Source organism: Thermococcus sp. 2319x1, from assembly GCF_001484685.1.
Lineage (GTDB): Archaea > Methanobacteriota_B > Thermococci > Thermococcales > Thermococcaceae > Thermococcus_A.
The window spans coordinates 689,719-706,893 of the sequence record NZ_CP012200.1; the positions used below are offsets into that span (position 1 = coordinate 689,719).

Below are 17,175 nucleotides of genomic sequence, written 5' to 3' on the forward strand. Positions count from 1 at the left end.
TTGTCATTTTTCTGACAAATTTCCAGAAAATTTTATATCACTCCCGGTGTGGATAGAGAAAGGCGGTCGGCCATCGGTAATCAGGAAACTCAACGTCGTGAAGTTCGGAGGGGGCTCGGTAAGGGACTCTTTTTGGAGTGCCCTGAAGTTGGGGGATTATCTCTATGAGAACAGCAACGTCGTAGTTGTCGTTTCTGCACTCAAGGATGTCACCGAGGATCTGCTGCTTCTATCTACCACCAAGGACAGAGAGATTCCGGAAAGGGTGAGAGCCGAGGTAGAAAGCCTCCTTTCAGAGCTGGAAAAGGCCTTGCATGCCGTTCCTTCTGGGGAGAACAGACAGCTGGAGGCCGGGAACTCTTGTGACAGATCTCGGGGGAGGAATGGCCCATCGTGGTGCACAGGGTTGGGGATGGATTTTGGGGATAGCGGCTGTGGGAAGGAACGACGTAAGGAGCCTTCTGGGTCCCGGTTGAAGGGCTCCCCGATGCTGTGAAGGGGATACACGAGGTGGTGGTCAATGAGGGTCTTAGTTCCAGCGACCATAGCGAACTTTGGGCCAGGGTTTGACGTCTTTGGGGTCGGTATAGAGGAGCCCTATGACGAGCTGGAGTTTAAGGAATCCAGTGAGTGGGAGATAGAGGTGAAAGGCTTTGAGGTTCCAGCGGACAGAAACAACGTGGCCCTTATAGCGGCGAAGGCCCTTACCGCCCTAGTCGGAGAAGAGCTCTGCCTAAAGATGAAGCTCAGGAAGGGGATAAGGCCAAAGAGCGGGCTTGGCAGTTCAGGTGCATCCTCACTCGCCGGGGCGCTGGCCGCTGCAAAGGTCCTCGGCATTGAGGATGACGAGCTGATAATAAAAGCGGCCCTTGAGGGGGAGAAAGCAGCCTCTGGAAGCGTCCACGGGGACAACGTGATTCCGGCTTACTACGGAGACTTCACTATAATCGAGTCCCTAAGGCCCCTTAGAGTCCACAGAATACCGGTTGATTTTTCGCTTGTCGTGGTTTTGCCTGACTTTGAAGTTCCGACGAGCGAGGCAAGGAAGGTTTTGCCGGAGAAAATTCCCAGAAAAGACGCCTTAAGGAACTTGGCGTTAGCTGGGGCACTCGTGAGGGCGCTAATTGCCAATGACCTTAGAACAGTGGGCAGGCTCCTCGACGACAGAATAGCCTTCCCGTACAGGAAGAGGCTGATGCCTTGGTTCGAATGGGTTAGAAAAGCCGCCCTCGATGCCGGAGCCTACGGGGCCTTCATCTCGGGCTCTGGACCTGCTGTCTTTGCCCTCGGGGAGGATCTTAGGAGTATTGGAAAAGCGATCGCAGAAGCCTTTGAGGATATTGGGATAGAGGCCGAGGTTTACGTTACTCACGCCGGGAGGGGTGCCTCTTGGTTTTGAAGTGTATAGAATGCGGTAGGGAGTATCCCGAGGATGAGCTGAGGTACAGGTGCGAGTGTGGTGGACTGCTCGAGGATGTTTTCGATGGCAAAAACATCACGCTCTGGAAGTACGAGAGCTGGCTTCCTGTGAAGAAGAGGGTCTTGCTCAATAAGGGCGGTATGCCTCTATACCGTCTTAAGAACCTTGGAAAAGAACTTGGAGTTCCAAAGCTCTACGCAAAGAACGAGGGCAACAACCTGACGGGTTGCTTCATCCTCCCCAAGCCGACAGAGCCCACACTTGAGGCTTTCAAGGAGGTGATAAGGTGAAGGCAGCCGTTTTAGGCGCAACTGGGATGGTAGGGAGAACTTTCGTGAGGCTACTGGCTAAGCATCCTTGGTTTAGAGTTGAAAAACTGGTTGCCTCTGAGAGGAGTGCCGGAAAGAAGTACGGAGAGCTGGTCGAGGATTCGCCGGAGGAGTTCAGAGATGTGGAGGTGATTTCCCTTCCCGAATTTCTCAAGGACCCGGACGTTGACCTCGTCTTCAACGCCCTCCCTGCATCGATCTCAAAGGAGGTGGAGGAGGAGCTCGCTCAAAACCTTCCTGTGTTCACCAACGCGAGGAGCCATCGCTACGATCCTGATGTGCCGATACTAATCCCAGAGGTAAATCGAGAGCACCTTAATCTGATAGAGGTTCAGAGGGAAAAAAGGGATTGGGAAGGCTTCATAGTGACGAACCCGAACTGCTCGACAGCTATACTCACTGTCTCACTCGCGGCGCTCCGCGGTTTTGGAATCATAGAGGTAAACGTGGCAACGATGCAGGCAATAAGTGGGGCAGGTTATTCGGGCCTCTCTGCCCTGGCAATTCAGGACAACGTAATCCCCCTCATCCAGGGAGAGGAGTGGAAGATCGAGAACGAGAGCAGGAAAATCCTTGGCGAGCTCGACGGAGGAGAGATAAAGCCCGCCGGATTCAAAATAAGTGCCATAGCGACCCGCGTTCCAGTACTGCACGGGCATACGGAGGCCGTCTTCATCAAGCTCGAGGAAGGGAGTCTGGGGGAGGTTAGAGAGGCCTTCGAATCCTTCGACCCACTTCGAGATCTCGGCCTTCCAAGCTACGAGAGACCCATAGTTTACTCCGATGTTCCTCAGCCGAGGCTCCATAGGGACAGGGGAAGGGGCCTAACGGTTACAGTCGGAAGGCTCGAGGAGAGCAAAGGGGGCTTCAAGTACGTCGTAACAGGCCACAATCTCGTCAGGGGAGCAGCTGGAGGTTCAGTTCTAAACGCTGAAATGGCCTACAGGCTCGGCTATCTGAAGTAGCCTCTCTCTTCTTTCCCTTAATGGTCCCAAGAAAAGGGAAAAGGCCAGTAGTTCCCCAAAGCCGGGAAGTACTCGGGCTTGTAGTCCTGAAGATTGCTTGGATTGCCGGAAAGGCCCATAAGGGTAGGGTCTTTAGAGGACTCACAAGCGCTGGAAAGAGAAGCAGAGGTCTGCTCAACAAGGGTAAGGGTGCTGAAAAGGTTAGACCAAGTATCAGGGCCCACAGAGGAAGGGGCAAGTGATTTGCTTTTCTTATTCTCTTTTCTGTTAGATCTGTGCATTTAGGTCTAATCTCTAATTATCAATTTGTGATTTTAGATGGTCAAACTAAACCTGAATAACAGGGTGAAATTTCATTAATACTAATAAGAGTGTTAAAAATCAAAAAATTTAAGTAGTCATAATAGGAACTATAGACTGAGGTGATATTGGAGTGTTGAAGATACCCTACTCCAAAAAGTGTTATGTAATAGTGGAAACTCCCCAACATCCATACAACACAGAGGATCCAGTAAATGTTAGGGAGACTCTCCAGAGTTGGGATGTTGATGGAGTATTTTTAAGCTATAACCAAGGATTTGGAGAAAGAGAGAGATTTTATGAATATTACTCAGCTTTGGAAGACTACATAGAAAATTCGGGATTTATCGTAAATACATTTGGACCTTATTTCTCCGATTATACAACAACAGCTTGCACTACTGGAGAAGATATTAGTGGGTGGATCAATCCTTATTTGATCTCAAAACTTTGGAGGAGTTTTGCATCCCCAGAGGAATTCAGAAAATAACACTTGTTGCCAAGCTTGGAATGTTGGACAAGCATATGATGATACAAAGGGTATCACAAGATGCCTTGGTTTTGTAGCTGTAATGTTGATAGTTATAAATGACGCACTGAATTATTTTGAAGGGGTTGTCTTTTGGGAATACCAATCACTAAAGAGCAACTTTGGAGGTATAGGGAGGGATTAAAGATGAAGTTGGAGTTCAGGATAAAAATCTTTGTAGTTGTAGTTCTTGTGCTTTTACTTTCTCTTCCTTTTTCATTAGTCCAAAGTGTTCCTGTGGAAAAAGATTACCAAATGAAAACGCTCTACTCTCATTCCAAAAATTACGGAATATCAAGTTATGATTTTGTTGAAAAGAGTGATGACTTTTATCTAACATGTCTTAAAGTCATAGCTCTTGCAAGAAGCGAATTTCCAAAGAATTCTCCAGAATTTCAAAGGTTAGTCGAAGAAATAAAATCAAAACAGTTTGAAGATGGTTCATTCCCCCCAATAATTACCGATGATTACTCAAGGGCTGAGGGTGAATGGGTTTACTGGGAGAAATCCAAAGCCGCTGGAACTGCTCTCGCTCTGCTGGCTCTTCTTGAGGCTGGAGAAAGCCCAAACTCCGAAGTTGTAATCAAGGGAATTAAATTTCTCTTGGCTAACAAAACAAACGAGTATTGGACGTCTACAGTTTACATTGATTGGGAGCGGAGCGGAATTAAAAGAATTGGAGAGTTTCCAAGCTTAGTAGCAACAGCTTATGCTACTGCCCTGTTACATAGACTCGGTTACAATGTTACTGATTCTTGGCAATGGCTTAGGGCTAACCTGAATACAAAGAACTTAACCAGAAACTATGCTTTTGATAATCTTTTTGTAGGTTTTCTCTTTCCAATGCCCTACAGGGATTTCAGAATGCCCTATGAAAGCCTAAGTTTACCATTACTTTACTTAAGAGAAGAAGGCTTTAAGCTCAATAATGAAACTTTAGAGTTCTTTAGTTCGCTCTTTAAGCAGTCTCAGTACTTGGAAAACACAACTTTGCTCTTCGTCTTCTACGAAAATTATAGTACCAAGTATGAGCTCAAATTCCTTCGCTTTTCTTTGATAAACAAAATGTGGGAGGAGAGTAAAGTAATCCGGGGAGTTGCTAACGAGAAAATTGAGCTCCAATTAAATCCCGAAGAGGAGATTGCAGTTCTAAAGATAGAGGGTTTGCGAAAGATAAATCCTCAAAAGTCAGGCGTTTTTAAGAAGTTGGGGATAATCAACAAAAGTATGAAGATTTACCCGGAGTTCCCTATGAACTACATAAACTTTCGTTCTTACGCTGCCTCCCAAATACTCCACTTTTCTGAAACCAATGGAACTTACTACATAATCCCTCTCCCCAAGCTGGATAAATCATGGAATCATGATGTATATTCAACCTCAATAGCCCTGATTTGGTTGTACCTAGCAAATAAAACCGGGTATAAAGGGTTTAATGGTGGAATCGAATTTTTACAAAGTAGTGGGGAAAGTCTAAGCTTTGACGGTTATGCTTATGCTTTGATTGCTTTAAGCTTGTATGGTGGAGACTGGGAGAAGAACAAGCCAGAGATTAATGCCATTGTCTCTAATAAGGAAAAGAATATTAAATACCCAGTTTACATTCTCGCGATAATTGTGATATTTTCAATAGGTTACTTCTGGAGAAAGCGTAAACAAGATAAAGGTCTCTAATAGAATGTTAATCCATCATTTTCTACTTTTTTATATCTCATATCAACTCCCGGTTCCCTAAGCTTAGTGGGAAGCCAACAAAGCAACTTCAAACCGCTTATAGGAGTAAAACCCTAGTTCCCATCAGGTCGTTAGATTTATATGCATTTAAATTTTTTGGTTGATTGGTGCATACTGTTAGGATAACTTGGGTATCACCTCCTGAACCCATTCAGCGATGTTTCAAGGCGGAGCATTAAACCGAGAATGAATCCTGACAAAATTATACCAGAAGGCAAACAGAAAAATAAACCTCTGAACCCCCCAATCGCTACTCCTAAATTATTCCAGAAACGCTTTGTCCGCTCCTTCACAGTCCTAAACCAGCGCTCAATACTATTCCTTGGCCCGAAAGTTACGTGAACATAAGCCAGCCCAAGGGATTTAAAAGCAGACTTGTACCCTAGCATTATCAATCAGAAAAACAGGCCGCCCTTCACAGGACTTTAAAACAACCAGAATGAAATCTCTAGCAACCCACCAGTTTCTGGTGGCTGTAATCCAGACTGCGAGGATTTCTTTGCTTTCAACATCAATCGCAGCCCAGAGAAATCTTTTCTGTCCATTGATTTTTATTACAGTCTCATCAACTGCGATAAAATTCCTCTGTTTCCTCACTGTGAGGATTTTTGGCTTGTAAATTGCTTCCGCTAGTTTTTGAACTGTTTCGGCTCTTGTGTGGCTGATTTCCAGTATTCTTCCAACTTGCCAGTAACTGAGGCCCTGCAATAATTCTACTGCCCTGATTTTTCTTTTCTGGTGGGATTTTGTTCCGGCGAAAAGGTTTTAAGGCTGAAAACAAGCAGTATAGGATGATTTCAGCTCTCATCTCTCCCCCTTTTTCTGAAGAAGTACCAGAAACTTAAACCTAACGCCCCCTCCGCTTATCCTAACAGTATCTTTGGGAAAACCCAAAGTTATTTAAAGTTAATTGATGACCTCTACTCCATGAAGAGTGAATACGCTGTCTTGGGAATACTTTTAATCGGCCTAATTGTTTCAATCGTCTCCAAGAGCTATGCTGGTGTAGCAATAGCTGCCTTGGGAATCCCTCTGTATCTTGCTTATATCTCCAGGGAGATGAACATCCTCGCGAAATCCAGAATTTTTGATCGGGACTTGTTTGTTATGATTGGCATAACGATTTTCATAATCCTCCTCTTTGAGTACCTCATTGATCCAAGAATAGGACTTATCGTTGCGGCATTTTTGATTCCCCTTTCAATATGGGGTTGGGACAGATTAAAGAGTAGAAAATAGCTCCCTGATCTTCTCAACGTTTTTCGTCCTCTTATATTCTCCCAGAGCTTCTCGTAAAGCGTTTAGGAAGCGGGTATCCAGGTTAAATTTTTCCCTAACCCTTTTTGCAATAGTGTTGTCGTTGAGAAACATCATTGCCATGGCGGAGGTTACGTTCTTTGGCTTTCTAAAGCCCGCTTTTTCAAAGTCGATTATCCAGACGGTGTCCCCTATTATGATGTGCTTTCCTCCCTGTATCTGCCCGTGATCAATACCCAGAGCATCGAGGCGGTATGTTTTTTCAAGTATCTGAAGTATGTGCTTTTTTCGAGGAGTTGCATAAAGCAGAGGATCACCTTCGGCAAACTCTCTAACGAGAAACTCTTTGCCCTCGAAGACGCCATAATCCACCAAGCGTGGCGTTATTTCTTCCCTCTCAAGAAACTTCAGAATTTCCGCTTCCCTCTTGAAGTTCTTTCTCGGTGAATCAGGCCTTTCGAGCTTTATGATAACCTTTTTATCATCTGCATTTCCAGTAAACACTAAACTAGTCGTTCCTTTAGAGTAGAACTTTTCGAGCATAATTCCCTTTTTCCCGAGAAGCTCTTTGAACTTCTTGAGCTCCTTCTGACTTATGAGATGTTCCATTTTTCTTCCCCGATAGTTTAATTAACATTGCTGGAATATTTTAAAGCTGGTGGTGTGTATGATCTTCATAGACAAATCTAAGCATATCTTTGCATTTGGCCCAAATCTTGAGCCCATTGCAGAAGCAGAAAACGGGGAGGTAGTGGTTTTTGAAACCTTGGACGCCCTCTCCAACCAGATAAGTTCTGAAGAGCAAACTCTTGAAGCCGTTGACTTCTCAAAAGTAAACCCCGCAACAGGGCCGCTCTATGTAAAAGGCGCCGAACCGGGGGGATGCATTAAGGGTTGATATTCTGGATATAGAAGTTGCAGATAAAGGAGTGGTTGTTATTGCACCAAATGCAGGAGTTTTAGGGGACGAGGTCAAAGAGCCGAAAACTAAGGTCTGCAAAATCAAAGACGGTTATGTTTACTTTGGAGACATCAGAATACCGGCAAAGCCTATGATAGGTGTAATTGGTGTTGCTTCTCCAGAGGAAATCCCATGCGGGGAGCCAGGCAAGCATTGAGGGAACATGGACACCAAGCTCATAAGAAAGGGCACTACCCTTTATCTGCCAGTATTTGTTGAAGGAGGTTTACTGGCCCTTGGAGACCTCCACGCAGTAATGGGGGATGGAGAGATCTGTGTTTCAGCCTGTGAGGTCCCTGGAAAAGTAACGGTAAGGGTTAGCATCGTAAAGGGAATGGCCCCTCCATATCCAGTGCTAGAAACAGAGGATTCAGTTTATATAATCGTGTCCCATGGAGACTTGTGGGATGCTATTAAGCAGGCAACCGAGCTTGGCGTTGAGGTTCTTCAAAAGGCCTTAGGCTTAAGCTGGGAAGAAGCCTATATGCTTGGGAGTCTCATTTTGGATGTCGAGATCAGTCAGCTGGTAGATCCAAAAAAGACCGTGAGGATTAGGATTCCAAAGGAGTATGTATCGGCGAAAGAGGTTCTAAATGCCTTATCTTTGGAATAATTAGCTTTCCCTGATTTGTCATTTTTTCCTTATCGATGACGATAAGCTTAAATACTCAAAAAACCAAATATTGTTGGTGGTAAGCTATGGTGACGGCGTTTATTTTGATGGTGACAGCCGCTGGAAAGGAAAGGGAAGTTATGGAGAAACTTCTTACCTATCCGGAAGTAAAAGAGGCGTATGTGGTTTATGGAGAATACGACCTCATAGTTAAGGTTGAAACCGATACTCTCAAAGACCTCGACCACTTCATAACGGAAAGAATAAGGAAGATGCCAGAGATACAGATGACCTCAACCATGATAGCCATCTGAAGTTTTCTCTTCTTACTTTTCCTTGAGAATTTGGAACTTAAAAAAGCAGAAAACCAGAGAGGTTCATTTGCTCATCATCAGTCTTATTCTTTCTGCTGCATCTTTTGCCCTATCCGATATGTTGCTTAGTGTTTTTGCAATGTTGAGGAGGTACATTCCAAGCCCCCAGTCTAACTTGGAAGAGTTTTTGAAAATTATCTCCATGAACTTGGTGTCTAGTTCATCTACCTTGTGCTCCACGCTTTCTATTTCTTTGATTATCTCGTACTCCCTCCCAATTTCTTTCTCACCGAATCCGCTTTCTATAACTCTGTCCATTTGAACTATTGCTTCGTGGACGAGTTTTGCTGCCTTAATGCTTTCATGGCTCATCTTCATTATTAGACTTTTCACTTCCACCCTGAGGTCTTCGGGAGTATCGCTCGGGTCTCTAACCAGAAGCCACTTTGCCGTGTTCTCGGCAGCATCTGCTATCTTATCCTGCATCTGAAGATACCTCAAGATGTCTTCTCTGTTAACGGGCATAAAGAGTTTTGAACTCAAGCTATCCCTTATCTCCTCCTTGATTTTATCGGCAAAGTCCTCTAGATCGTCTACTTTCCTTGCGTATTCTCTCATTGTCTCGTATTCTTCCTTTTCCCATGCCTCAAGGGCCTTCTCAAGGGTCTCCACAGTCTCTAAAACAACTTCAGCGTGCTTTATCAAGGGCTTAAACGGGCTTTTAGCGAATAATTTTGTCCAAACTTGCATTATTTTCACCCCACAATCATTAATACCTTAAACACAATTCCCGCAATTATAGCCGCTACGGGCACTGTTACAAACCAAGATATGATTATATCCTTAACGATGTCCTTGTTTATTGCTTTTACCCCCCTTGCCAATCCCACACCTATAACGGCCCCGACAACAGTGTGTGTTGTTGAGATTGGCAGTCCCAACCAAGAGGCTATTAGCACTACCGTTGCAGCGGAGAAATCTATGCTAAATCCCCTCGTGTTCGTCAGCTCGGTGATTTTCTTTCCAACTGTCTCCATGACTTTGTATCCATAAGTTGCCACTCCTATGGCTATTCCTAAACCACCCATTGCCAAAATCCACCTAGGCACCGGAACCTTCATTCCAGCCAATCCCATGGTTGCGACTGCATAAACTGCTGCAACCGGTCCAACTGCATTTGCAACATCGTTTGCACCGTGGGACAGGGCAACGTAGGCGGAAGTTAGCACTTGAACATTTCTAAATATCGCCTCAGCTCCCAAGTATGGATCGGTCGCTTTGAAGTTTCTTCTCAAAAGTGCAAAGCTGATCAAAAACGCTCCAATTCCTGCCGCAAGACCATACCTGCTTACTGCAACGAAGAGAGAATTTCCATGCATGACCTTAATATAGAACATCGATCCTATAACCACAAACGCCAATCCTATCCATACGGGTGCCCATTTTTTAGCGCTTTCTACTGGATCTTTTTGCTGGAGTATGGTCTTGGAAACGAGCTTTATGACTACGAATGCAACTATTGCACCGAATATCGGAGATAATATCCAGCTGGCAACTACTTGCGCCATCTTGCCCCAATTCACTATTGAAGTCCCGGCATATACCATGCCATAACCAACTATACCTCCTATAATGGAGTGGGTCGTTGACACCGGCAATCCGAACTTTGACGCAAACAGCAACCACAAAGAGGCTGCAAGAAGAGCGGCAATAGAGCCATAAACAATAACATGGGGCTCTGTTATTCGAGAAGCATCAATTATGCCCTTTCTTACGGTCTCGGTAACGGTTTTTCCGAAGAGGTAAGCACCGGTGAATTCAAGCACGCCCGCTATTATAACTGCCTGCTTTGGTGTTATCGCTCCGGCTCCAACGGCTGTGCTCATTGAGTTTGCGGCATCGTTTGCACCTATTGCCCATGCCATAAAGAGACCAGCCACAATCGTGATGAGCAACCAGGGATCGCTAAGCAGCTCGATCATTTTCATCACCAAGGCAGGCTGAACATGACGTATATAAATACTTTGCCGCAATAGAATATAGCCAAATACAGTGGACTATATAAAATATATAGAAAAGGGAAAAGAACTATTCGACTTTCACGGGCTCTACAGCTATGGTATCCCCAGCATTTATCCTTACGTAATGATAGAAGCCTCCTTCCTCGGGCTTTGCATATAGCGGTGCTCCCCCGCCGCCGGTTATCACCATTTCCACACCATCCTTTTCACCGTACCAGTATATGTGGATGTGCCCAAACACTCCAAAGGCGTTGTATTCCTTCATGAGCTCTAAGAGTTTTTTGGCGTCTGTGGGGTTCATTGCGTGGTCTCCCCCAGGTCTGGGGTCTATAGGGGGAGTATGCATCACTATAACAGGCCTTTTACCTAAGGCTTTGGCTTTCTCAAGCTCCTTTTCAAGCCATGTCCATTGAGCTGATGTGAGCTTGTAGTTGTTCTCAACGTTGTTGGCAAAGATGAAGTAATATTTGCCAAGAACAAAGGAATAATCCGTTGGTCCAAAGAACTTGTGATAGATGTTCTTTCCTTCTCCTTGGTATTCATGATTTCCGGGAGCAACAAACACGGGCTTGTTGAACCTCCACTCCTTCAACAGTTCTGCCCACTCTTCAACTTTCCCCGAGTAGACCAGATCTCCGCTGTCAATTATAAAAGCTCCAGTATCTTCGTTCATGAGGTCTCTTATCTTGAAGAATACCTCCGGCTGCTTTGTCCCGCTTCCAGGTCTGTGGTCGCCAAATGCCAAGAACGTGAAGCTCTCCACTTCTCTGGGAGTTATAGAGAAGTCCCCACTTGTTGTGAATTCTATCCAGGTATCCCCTACCTTAGCACCCTTTGGATACTCAACGAACTGGGGATTTATGTTCTCAATTACGTAGGTTATCTGGACGCCTTTCGGATCCTTGACCTTAACGCTTACGTTGAATCCAATGGCTTTTATATGGACTTTTGAGCCGTTTACAAGTCTTATAAAGCCTCCGCTTACAGTTATGTTCTCTCCTTTAACGATTCTCCAGCCGTAAATGAAGGGCTCTTCCACGTATATCTCCTTTAGAAGCCAGTATTCATCTTCATCTTTTACTCCATCCCAGTCGTTATCACCGATCACTTTAACTACCACCCCCTCAAAGTCCCCTCTCCTCAAGACAACTGAGGGGTTCAACTTCCTCCCCTCTTTTAGCTCTTTTGCAAATTCCAAAGCTGCCCCTATCCCGGACTTTCCATTTCCTGTGAAGATAAGCCTATCCTTGCCGTTTTCCTTATATGCCACTATAGTTCCTATTTCCTCGCCCACGAATTTGATCCCGGACTTGTAGATCACGTATCCAAAATACTCCCTTGGGGTTGTGACAATGGGCTTTCCTCCAAGGAGTTTCCTTGCATCTTCCGGAGATAAGATTGCTATGCCACTTTCAAACTCGTCCTTGGTTTTTATATTGGCATTTGGGAAATAATACTTTGCAAGCTCTTCATATCCCTCGCTTACATAAACTGTCTCAGTGCTGAATATCTCTGTCCATTTTTGGATTACCTCTCCCCTGTTGTAGGAGCCAAAGTCTATTCCTTCTTGAGTAGTTGCTGGAGTCGTGGTAGAGGTTTGAGTGCATCCAGCTACAAAAACCAACAGTCCTATGAATAGTATGGGCAACAATTCTCTCATTTCAGCCACCACCTATAATTCGTCTCTTCTCTTAAATCTCTTTTGAAGAACTTTACTTCTCTTGAAAGCAAAAAATGGGCCTATGACAATCAAGAGCGCACTGCCGATTCCAATCAGCAAAGCAGAAAATGTAGAGTGTTTGATTAGATACACCCTTCTGACCACGAGGAGTTTGGCCGGCAAAAGAGAACTTTGGGAGTTGTCGTAGAATATCTGGTATATTCCCTCTTTTGAGGTTTTGAAGTGTAAGTATAGCCCTCCTCCCTTAATCTCTCTTCCAGAGGCTTTCTCTACGGCGTAGAGGACAACACTCCTGTTGCCGCATTCTACAGTGGCATTTACTTCAAAAAGAACATCTTTTGCAAGTTTCCACTCCTCCATAAACACGTATCCCGGCTTTATCGCTATCTCATCCTCCCATTGGTTGTACAGCTCATAGGTTTCTCCAAAGTTCATACCGATAGCTATTAGCAGCCCTCCAAGCAAAAACGGAAACATTAAAGTTTTCCACTCCTTGACCACGTTTGGCACCTTTATCCTTCAACACCTTAAGGGTTAAGAAGTTTGTCCTTTGCAAAAGCATGCTGTTAGGATAACTTGAGTATCGCCTGCGCGAAGTTTGTTATGGCGGGCCCGGCGGGATTTGAACCCGCGACCTTCGCCTCCGGAGGGCGACGCTCTGTCCAGACTAAGCTACGGGCCCTCGATAATGTCAAGAGAAAATGGGATTAAAAATCTTTTTCTCTCAAGCTTCTATGTAAAAACATCATCGCCTAAGTTCACTCTACATAGTCTTTATGCCCCTGTAAATATCGAAAGAACTTGAGAAAAAGTCCGCCTATTGAAATCCCCATACCAAAATCTGCCGAAAAGGAACCTGAAGCAGGAAATAGATCCCAAGGCACAAAGAACCAAAACTTTTTTAACACTTTTCCACACTTTAATGTGAACCGCTTCAAATACGGTGTGGTCATATGAACGAGGAATACCTGACCTTGTTTGTCTATGTCTTAAGTATATTCATAGCCACCGGAACCTTAGGAGTGCTATTCCACACGTATTTAATGCACAGGGTAAAAGCTCTCCTTTTTTGGTCAGCTGCATGGGTGTTTTTCATACTGATGCAGGTGGCCTTTTATACGGGAAATAAAGAAGGAGTTGCACTCTTTTACTCTTTCTTCTCAGGGACTCTGATATATGGAGTCCTGGTGTATCTCAAAGAGTATGGGGATATCAAAACATCAATAAGACCGGAATTGATAGGGGTTATCCCTCCTATCTTTGCACTTTATGGGATATTCTTAGCTCATCTAGGGCTTCCATATGAATTATCCTCTATCGAGGTGCCGTTTGTCGTTCTCTCAGGGATATTCTTTTTGTTTTCTGGCTTCGTCTTCTTGGAGATAGGTAAAAAGAAAAAGAGCAGTCTTCATCTTGGTATCTTGACAATTGCATTTGGTATCTTCGTTCTTCTCTATCCAGTAAGGTTAAGCTTCCCACACCTCAGTTTTGTATGGATATTTCTCGGCACCGCGCTTTCCGTAGGCATGGCACTCTTCATGATAAACCTCGTAACTTCCAGAGAATTTTTGTTCTTTGAGGAACCTGTGGAACTAAAGGTTGTTTTAGAGCCCGGTGCCGAACTTATAACTCCAGAGGACTACGAGCAAATAAAGGAGACTCTTAAGGATTACCCCGTGCTGGCATTTGTTAGAAGCCTAAACGTTCCAAAAAAGTGGAAGGTCTATTATTTGAGCACCGAAGAAAGGGAGGGCAGGATCTCCCCCACGAACCTTGCCTACATGGCTCAGATGACAAGCGAGTACTTCAGAGAAGCAAGGGGAAAAGGACACAAAGGTGTGGTGGTAATAGATTGCCTGGAGTATCTGGCAATGTACAATGGGTTTGAATCCATTGTAAAATTTTTAGCAGCATTAAAGGACTTTGCGGTAATAAACAATGGAGTTCTCCTTGGAGTTATTGATGAGGATGCTTGGAGCAAACGGCAGCTTGCAATCCTAAGGCGCATTTTCAGTTAGAACTTTTAAGTCATACGTTACAAGTTACAACTTCAAAGTTAAGTTTAAGAGAATAAAAAGCCTAAAAATTAAGGTGCCCCCATGAAGATCGTCCCACTCGCCTCTGAAAGTCTCGGTGTTAGAAGCCTCGCAACTTTCTTAGAGGTTGGAAAAGTGGGCATTCTTATCGATCCCGGGGCTGCTTTAGGTCCAAAGCGTTATTCTCTTCCCCCAGCAAAAGCGGAACTTGAGGCCCTGCAAAAGGCAAGGGAGAAGATACAGCGTTATTCAAAAAAAGCCCGGATAATAACGATCTCTCACTACCACTATGATCATCATACTCCTTTCTTTGAGGGGATTTACGAAAGCTCTTCTCCCGAAAAAGCTAAGGAACTCTACACCGAAAAAATCCTCCTTATAAAGCACCCCACGGAGAACATAAACTTCAGCCAGCGAAAACGGGCTTGGGCTTTTCTTAAGGAGGCAGAAAAAATAGCGAAAAAAATTGAATATTCTGACGGGAAGTTCTTTGACTTTGGGGATTTCATAATCGAGTTCTCTCCAGCCGTTCCCCATGGAAGTGAAGGCTCAAAGCTCGGATTTGTCGTGATGGTTATGGTGGATGATGGAAGGAAAAGGGTGATTCACGCAAGTGACATCCAGCTTTTGAACAGCGCATCAAAAGAGTGGATAATCGAGCAGACGCCAGATGTGCTGATCACTGGAGGACCACCGATATATTTAGAAGGATACAGGGTTAAGGAAGCCTGGAACACCGGGCTTAAAAACCTCAACGAGATAATAAAAGAAACGAACGCCAAAATTATCCTGGATCACCACTTGATCAGGGATAAGAAATATCCTGAATTTTTTGCCCAGCTTGAGAAAGAACCCCTAACATTTGCCCGATATCTTGGGGAGGAGGACAAGCCTTTAGAAGCCTACAGGAAAGAACTTCACAAACTTGAGAAAGGAGAAAAAGCTGAAATTCCGTTTGGGATTGAGTGGTAGTCATGAGAATACTGGAAGAGCTTGGGACTCTCTTCCTAATCGTGGGGCTTGTTATTGCAATGGCATTACTAATAATTCTCACGAGAGTTCTTGCAACGTATACCAACTTATTGATAACAATGGTTGGGATGGTGACCTTTGTGGGCTTGATAGGATTCATATTATGGCTTCTGGATAAGAGGTCAAAAATCTAAAAGCCTGAAAGCCCATCTCCTTGCCTTTTCTATCTCTCCCTCCCTTATATTTCCAATGCCGCCTCTTAACACGAGGGTACCAACGATTTCTCCGTGAATTCTCTCCCTTAAGGGCTTTATGTAGTGGTTTTGAATATGCCATCTAACGAGGCTGCCAAACGCAATTGCAAAGTAAACAATAAAAATTGCCACCTTTTTCTTCTCAAGCTCCTCGGAATGCTTTTCCAGAAACTCAAGAACGCTCTTTAGAGGTCTCTCATAGTAAATTGGGGTACCAATAATAACGAGCTCACAAGCTTTAAGGGATTTCACTTCGCTTACCCTTACCACGTCTACATTCGCATACTTCTCGATAGTCTCTTTTATTGCCCTTGCAACCTTTTCCGTCGTCCCGTGCTTGGAGTCGTAGATTATGCATACCTTCATGCTGCATCATTTCTTATCCGATTAGAGGTTTAAATACCCATCTTTGCTACCATATCTTTTTAAATGCTCTAAGGGATTGGATTGCGATGAGAGTTCACATAGAAACTTATGGGTGCACAAGGAACAAGGCAGATGCAGAGATTATGGAAGCCCTGCTGCTCAAAGCGGGTTATGAGATAGTGGACTTGGATAGTGCGGAGTATGTTGTTGTTAACACCTGTGCCGTTAAAGATCCAACGGAAAAGCACATGAGCAAAAGGATTAAAGAGCTCATTGATAGTGGAAAAAGGGTAATAGTGACGGGCTGTTTGCCACACGTTAATCCAGACGCAATAGATGAGAGAGCCTCTGGAATTCTTGGGGTTAAAAGCATAGACAGAATTGTTGAAGCCATACAACTGGCAGAGAAGGGAGAAAAGCTAATCAGTGTTGAAGGGTGGAAAGAGAAGAGCATTGACAAACTGGAACTCCCCAGAGTTTGGAAGGGAGGCGTTGTTTTTGTAGTTCCGATAAGCGAGGGGTGCTTGAATGCCTGCACGTATTGTGCCACAAGATTTGCAAGGGGAGTTTTAAAGAGCTATAAACCCGAGCTCATTGTGAAATGGGTCAAGGAAGCTTTGGCCAAGGGATACAAGGAGATTCAGCTCTCAAGCGAAGACACCGGTTGCTATGGCTTCGACATAGGTACTAACCTGGCAAGGCTTTTGGACGAGATTACGGCAATGGAGGGCGATTTTAGGGTAAGGGTTGGTATGATGAACCCCAACAATGCGATTAAAATACTGGATGAGCTTATAGAGGCTTATAAGGATGAGAAAATCTACAAGTTTCTGCATTTGCCGGTGCAGAGTGGGGATAATGAAATTCTGAGAAAAATGGGGAGAACCTATACGGTTGAGGAGTTTGAAGAGATAGTTAAAGAATTCAGAAGGCACATCAAAGAGCTCAACCTTAACACGGACATAATCGTTGGCTTTCCGGGAGAAACCGAGGAAGCATTTCAAAACACGGTGGAGCTGGTTAAGAGGATAAAACCCGACAAGATAAACGTTTCACGCTTTTCACCACGGCCCGGAACATTGGCGGCAAAGATGAAGGAGCAGATAGTAGGGTGGAAAGTAAAGGAGCGCTCCCGCTATCTGCACAGATTAAGGCTTGCAATAAGCTACGAGATAAACAAAAAATACATAGGCAGAGAAGTAGAGGTTTTGACGCACTCTCCGGGAGAAAAAGGAGGAATAGAAGGAAGGACAATGAACTATAAGGATATAATCCTCCCCAATGCACCCGTTGGAGAGTTCGTGAGGGTAAAGGTTACAAAGGCAACTTCAACGTATCTTCTGGGCGAGATTACAAGATAAGTTTTATCCTTTCCTCTGACTTCCTCCCCGTTTTTAAGGGCGAGGCTTTCAAAAGAAAGAAT

The 17,175-nt window shown here is 44.5% G+C and carries 20 protein-coding genes, 1 tRNA gene and 3 pseudogenes; 16 read left to right on the top strand and 8 right to left on the bottom strand.

All coding sequences use genetic code 11. The features are described from left to right. The first annotated feature begins 46 nt into the window (after positions 1-46). The 7 genes and pseudogenes from ADU37_RS03870 to ADU37_RS03900 all read left to right on the top strand — a co-directional run bounded on the left by ADU37_RS03870 (position 47) and on the right by ADU37_RS03900 (position 5,217). Positions 47-496 (top strand): hypothetical protein, encoded by a 450-nt coding sequence (locus ADU37_RS03870; RefSeq protein ID WP_144433192.1) that lies wholly within the window; start codon positions 47-49, stop codon positions 494-496. 24 nt (positions 497-520) lie between these two features. Next, a complete protein-coding gene (locus ADU37_RS03875; RefSeq protein ID WP_058946378.1) occupies positions 521-1,399 on the top strand; it encodes a homoserine kinase in 879 nt (292 codons plus the stop codon). Continuing rightward, positions 1,390-1,653: pseudogene (locus ADU37_RS03880) on the top strand (threonine synthase); the annotation flags it as partial. The gene ADU37_RS03875 and the pseudogene ADU37_RS03880, both read left to right, overlap by 10 nt. Before the next feature lie 53 nt (positions 1,654-1,706). After that, entirely contained in the window at positions 1,707-2,714 is a 1,008-nt protein-coding gene (asd, locus tag ADU37_RS03885) for an aspartate-semialdehyde dehydrogenase (protein ID WP_058946380.1), read from the top strand. 89 nt (positions 2,715-2,803) lie between these two features. After that, positions 2,804-2,956 (top strand): annotated as a pseudogene (locus tag ADU37_RS03890) (50S ribosomal protein L15e); the annotation flags it as partial. A gap of 194 nt (positions 2,957-3,150) precedes the next feature. Next, positions 3,151-3,504, top strand: a complete 354-nt coding sequence (locus tag ADU37_RS03895; protein WP_144433194.1) for a hypothetical protein — start codon at positions 3,151-3,153, stop codon at positions 3,502-3,504. Between the two features lie 186 nt (positions 3,505-3,690). After that, a complete protein-coding gene (locus ADU37_RS03900; protein ID WP_144433196.1) occupies positions 3,691-5,217 on the top strand; it encodes a hypothetical protein in 1,527 nt (508 codons plus the stop codon). A gap of 222 nt (positions 5,218-5,439) precedes the next feature. Here the strand turns inward: ADU37_RS03900 and ADU37_RS03905 are convergent. After that, a pseudogene (locus ADU37_RS03905) lies at positions 5,440-6,085 on the bottom strand (IS6 family transposase). A gap of 119 nt (positions 6,086-6,204) precedes the next feature. Between ADU37_RS03905 and ADU37_RS03910 the strand changes: the two are divergent. Beyond that, positions 6,205-6,516: a hypothetical protein gene (locus ADU37_RS03910; RefSeq protein WP_058946384.1), complete on the top strand. Its 312-nt coding sequence runs from the start codon at positions 6,205-6,207 to the stop codon at positions 6,514-6,516. Here ADU37_RS03910 and ADU37_RS03915 read toward each other — a convergent pair. Continuing rightward, positions 6,499-7,143: a hypothetical protein gene (locus ADU37_RS03915; RefSeq protein WP_058946385.1), complete on the bottom strand. Its 645-nt coding sequence runs from the start codon at positions 7,141-7,143 to the stop codon at positions 6,499-6,501. The two genes, ADU37_RS03910 and ADU37_RS03915, sit on opposite strands and share 18 nt — an antisense overlap. A gap of 58 nt (positions 7,144-7,201) precedes the next feature. Between ADU37_RS03915 and ADU37_RS11590 the strand changes: the two genes are divergently transcribed. The 4 genes from ADU37_RS11590 (at position 7,202) to ADU37_RS03925 (ending at position 8,422) form a co-directional block, all read left to right on the top strand. After that, positions 7,202-7,432: an acetamidase/formamidase family protein gene (locus ADU37_RS11590; protein ID WP_238981997.1), complete on the top strand. Its 231-nt coding sequence runs from the start codon at positions 7,202-7,204 to the stop codon at positions 7,430-7,432. Positions 7,433-7,463: 31 nt separating this feature from the next. After that, the gene (locus ADU37_RS11595) at positions 7,464-7,652 is read left to right on the top strand and encodes a hypothetical protein (RefSeq protein WP_238981998.1); all 189 of its coding nucleotides are present in this window, start codon (positions 7,464-7,466) and stop codon (positions 7,650-7,652) included. A 6-nt stretch (positions 7,653-7,658) separates the two neighbouring features. Then, complete coding sequence (locus tag ADU37_RS11600) at positions 7,659-8,108, top strand: acetamidase/formamidase family protein (protein ID WP_238981999.1); 450 nt, start codon at positions 7,659-7,661, stop codon at positions 8,106-8,108. Between the two features lie 86 nt (positions 8,109-8,194). Continuing rightward, entirely contained in the window at positions 8,195-8,422 is a 228-nt protein-coding gene (locus ADU37_RS03925) for an Lrp/AsnC family transcriptional regulator (RefSeq protein ID WP_004066764.1), read from the top strand. A 63-nt stretch (positions 8,423-8,485) separates the two neighbouring features. Here the strand turns inward: ADU37_RS03925 and ADU37_RS03930 are convergent, their stop codons facing one another. The 5 genes from ADU37_RS03930 to ADU37_RS03950 form a co-directional block, all read right to left on the bottom strand. After that, positions 8,486-9,172 (bottom strand): TIGR00153 family protein, encoded by a 687-nt coding sequence (locus ADU37_RS03930; protein WP_058946386.1) that lies wholly within the window; start codon positions 9,170-9,172, stop codon positions 8,486-8,488. 5 nt (positions 9,173-9,177) lie between these two features. Continuing rightward, complete coding sequence (locus ADU37_RS03935) at positions 9,178-10,404, bottom strand: inorganic phosphate transporter (RefSeq protein WP_394325717.1); 1,227 nt, start codon at positions 10,402-10,404, stop codon at positions 9,178-9,180. Between the two features lie 106 nt (positions 10,405-10,510). Then, on the bottom strand, positions 10,511-12,103 hold the full coding sequence (locus ADU37_RS03940) for a metallophosphoesterase (RefSeq protein ID WP_058946388.1): 1,593 nt from the start codon (positions 12,101-12,103) through the stop codon (positions 10,511-10,513). Between the two features lie 12 nt (positions 12,104-12,115). Beyond that, entirely contained in the window at positions 12,116-12,625 is a 510-nt protein-coding gene (locus tag ADU37_RS03945) for a hypothetical protein (protein WP_144433198.1), read from the bottom strand. Between the two features lie 103 nt (positions 12,626-12,728). Next, positions 12,729-12,806 (bottom strand) — tRNA-Arg (locus ADU37_RS03950). Positions 12,807-13,077: 271 nt separating this feature from the next. Here ADU37_RS03950 and ADU37_RS03955 point away from each other — a divergent pair. The 3 genes from ADU37_RS03955 to ADU37_RS03965 all read left to right on the top strand — a co-directional run bounded on the left by ADU37_RS03955 (position 13,078) and on the right by ADU37_RS03965 (position 15,326). Beyond that, positions 13,078-14,142, top strand: coding sequence for a DUF835 domain-containing protein (locus tag ADU37_RS03955; RefSeq protein WP_058946390.1), 1,065 nt, complete (start codon positions 13,078-13,080; stop codon positions 14,140-14,142). Between the two features lie 81 nt (positions 14,143-14,223). After that, positions 14,224-15,132 (top strand): MBL fold metallo-hydrolase, encoded by a 909-nt coding sequence (locus tag ADU37_RS03960; protein ID WP_058946391.1) that lies wholly within the window; start codon positions 14,224-14,226, stop codon positions 15,130-15,132. 2 nt (positions 15,133-15,134) lie between these two features. Continuing rightward, a complete protein-coding gene (locus tag ADU37_RS03965) occupies positions 15,135-15,326 on the top strand; it encodes a hypothetical protein (protein WP_058946392.1) in 192 nt (63 codons plus the stop codon). On the opposite strand, the gene ADU37_RS03970 is transcribed toward ADU37_RS03965, so the two are convergent. Beyond that, the gene (locus tag ADU37_RS03970) at positions 15,315-15,752 is read right to left on the bottom strand and encodes a flavodoxin domain-containing protein (protein ID WP_058946393.1); all 438 of its coding nucleotides are present in this window, start codon (positions 15,750-15,752) and stop codon (positions 15,315-15,317) included. The two genes, ADU37_RS03965 and ADU37_RS03970, sit on opposite strands and share 12 nt — an antisense overlap. Positions 15,753-15,838: 86 nt before the next feature. On the opposite strand from ADU37_RS03970, the gene ADU37_RS03975 reads away from it, so the two are divergent. Further along, positions 15,839-17,113 (top strand): tRNA (N(6)-L-threonylcarbamoyladenosine(37)-C(2))-methylthiotransferase, encoded by a 1,275-nt coding sequence (locus ADU37_RS03975; protein WP_058946394.1) that lies wholly within the window; start codon positions 15,839-15,841, stop codon positions 17,111-17,113. Positions 17,114-17,175: the final 62 nt, after the last annotated feature.

What these genes read in the sequence shown, in the direction of transcription:
- ADU37_RS03875 (WP_058946378.1), top strand. Translation starts at nt 521, where the DNA reads ATGAGGGTCTTAGTTCCAGCGACCATAGCGAACTTTGGGCCAGGGTTT.
- ADU37_RS03900 (WP_144433196.1), top strand. Translation starts at nt 3,691, where the DNA reads ATGAAGTTGGAGTTCAGGATAAAAATCTTTGTAGTTGTAGTTCTTGTG.
- ADU37_RS03910 (WP_058946384.1), top strand. Translation starts at nt 6,205, where the DNA reads ATGAAGAGTGAATACGCTGTCTTGGGAATACTTTTAATCGGCCTAATT.
- ADU37_RS03915 (WP_058946385.1), bottom strand. Translation starts at nt 7,143, where the DNA reads ATGGAACATCTCATAAGTCAGAAGGAGCTCAAGAAGTTCAAAGAGCTT.
- ADU37_RS11590 (WP_238981997.1), top strand. Translation starts at nt 7,202, where the DNA reads ATGATCTTCATAGACAAATCTAAGCATATCTTTGCATTTGGCCCAAAT.
- ADU37_RS11600 (WP_238981999.1), top strand. Translation starts at nt 7,659, where the DNA reads ATGGACACCAAGCTCATAAGAAAGGGCACTACCCTTTATCTGCCAGTA.
- ADU37_RS03925 (WP_004066764.1), top strand. Translation starts at nt 8,195, where the DNA reads ATGGTGACGGCGTTTATTTTGATGGTGACAGCCGCTGGAAAGGAAAGG.
- ADU37_RS03930 (WP_058946386.1), bottom strand. Translation starts at nt 9,172, where the DNA reads ATGCAAGTTTGGACAAAATTATTCGCTAAAAGCCCGTTTAAGCCCTTG.
- ADU37_RS03935 (WP_394325717.1), bottom strand. Translation starts at nt 10,404, where the DNA reads ATGATCGAGCTGCTTAGCGATCCCTGGTTGCTCATCACGATTGTGGCT.
- ADU37_RS03940 (WP_058946388.1), bottom strand. Translation starts at nt 12,103, where the DNA reads ATGAGAGAATTGTTGCCCATACTATTCATAGGACTGTTGGTTTTTGTA.
- ADU37_RS03955 (WP_058946390.1), top strand. Translation starts at nt 13,078, where the DNA reads ATGAACGAGGAATACCTGACCTTGTTTGTCTATGTCTTAAGTATATTC.
- ADU37_RS03960 (WP_058946391.1), top strand. Translation starts at nt 14,224, where the DNA reads ATGAAGATCGTCCCACTCGCCTCTGAAAGTCTCGGTGTTAGAAGCCTC.
- ADU37_RS03965 (WP_058946392.1), top strand. Translation starts at nt 15,135, where the DNA reads ATGAGAATACTGGAAGAGCTTGGGACTCTCTTCCTAATCGTGGGGCTT.
- ADU37_RS03970 (WP_058946393.1), bottom strand. Translation starts at nt 15,752, where the DNA reads ATGAAGGTATGCATAATCTACGACTCCAAGCACGGGACGACGGAAAAG.
- ADU37_RS03975 (WP_058946394.1), top strand. Translation starts at nt 15,839, where the DNA reads ATGAGAGTTCACATAGAAACTTATGGGTGCACAAGGAACAAGGCAGAT.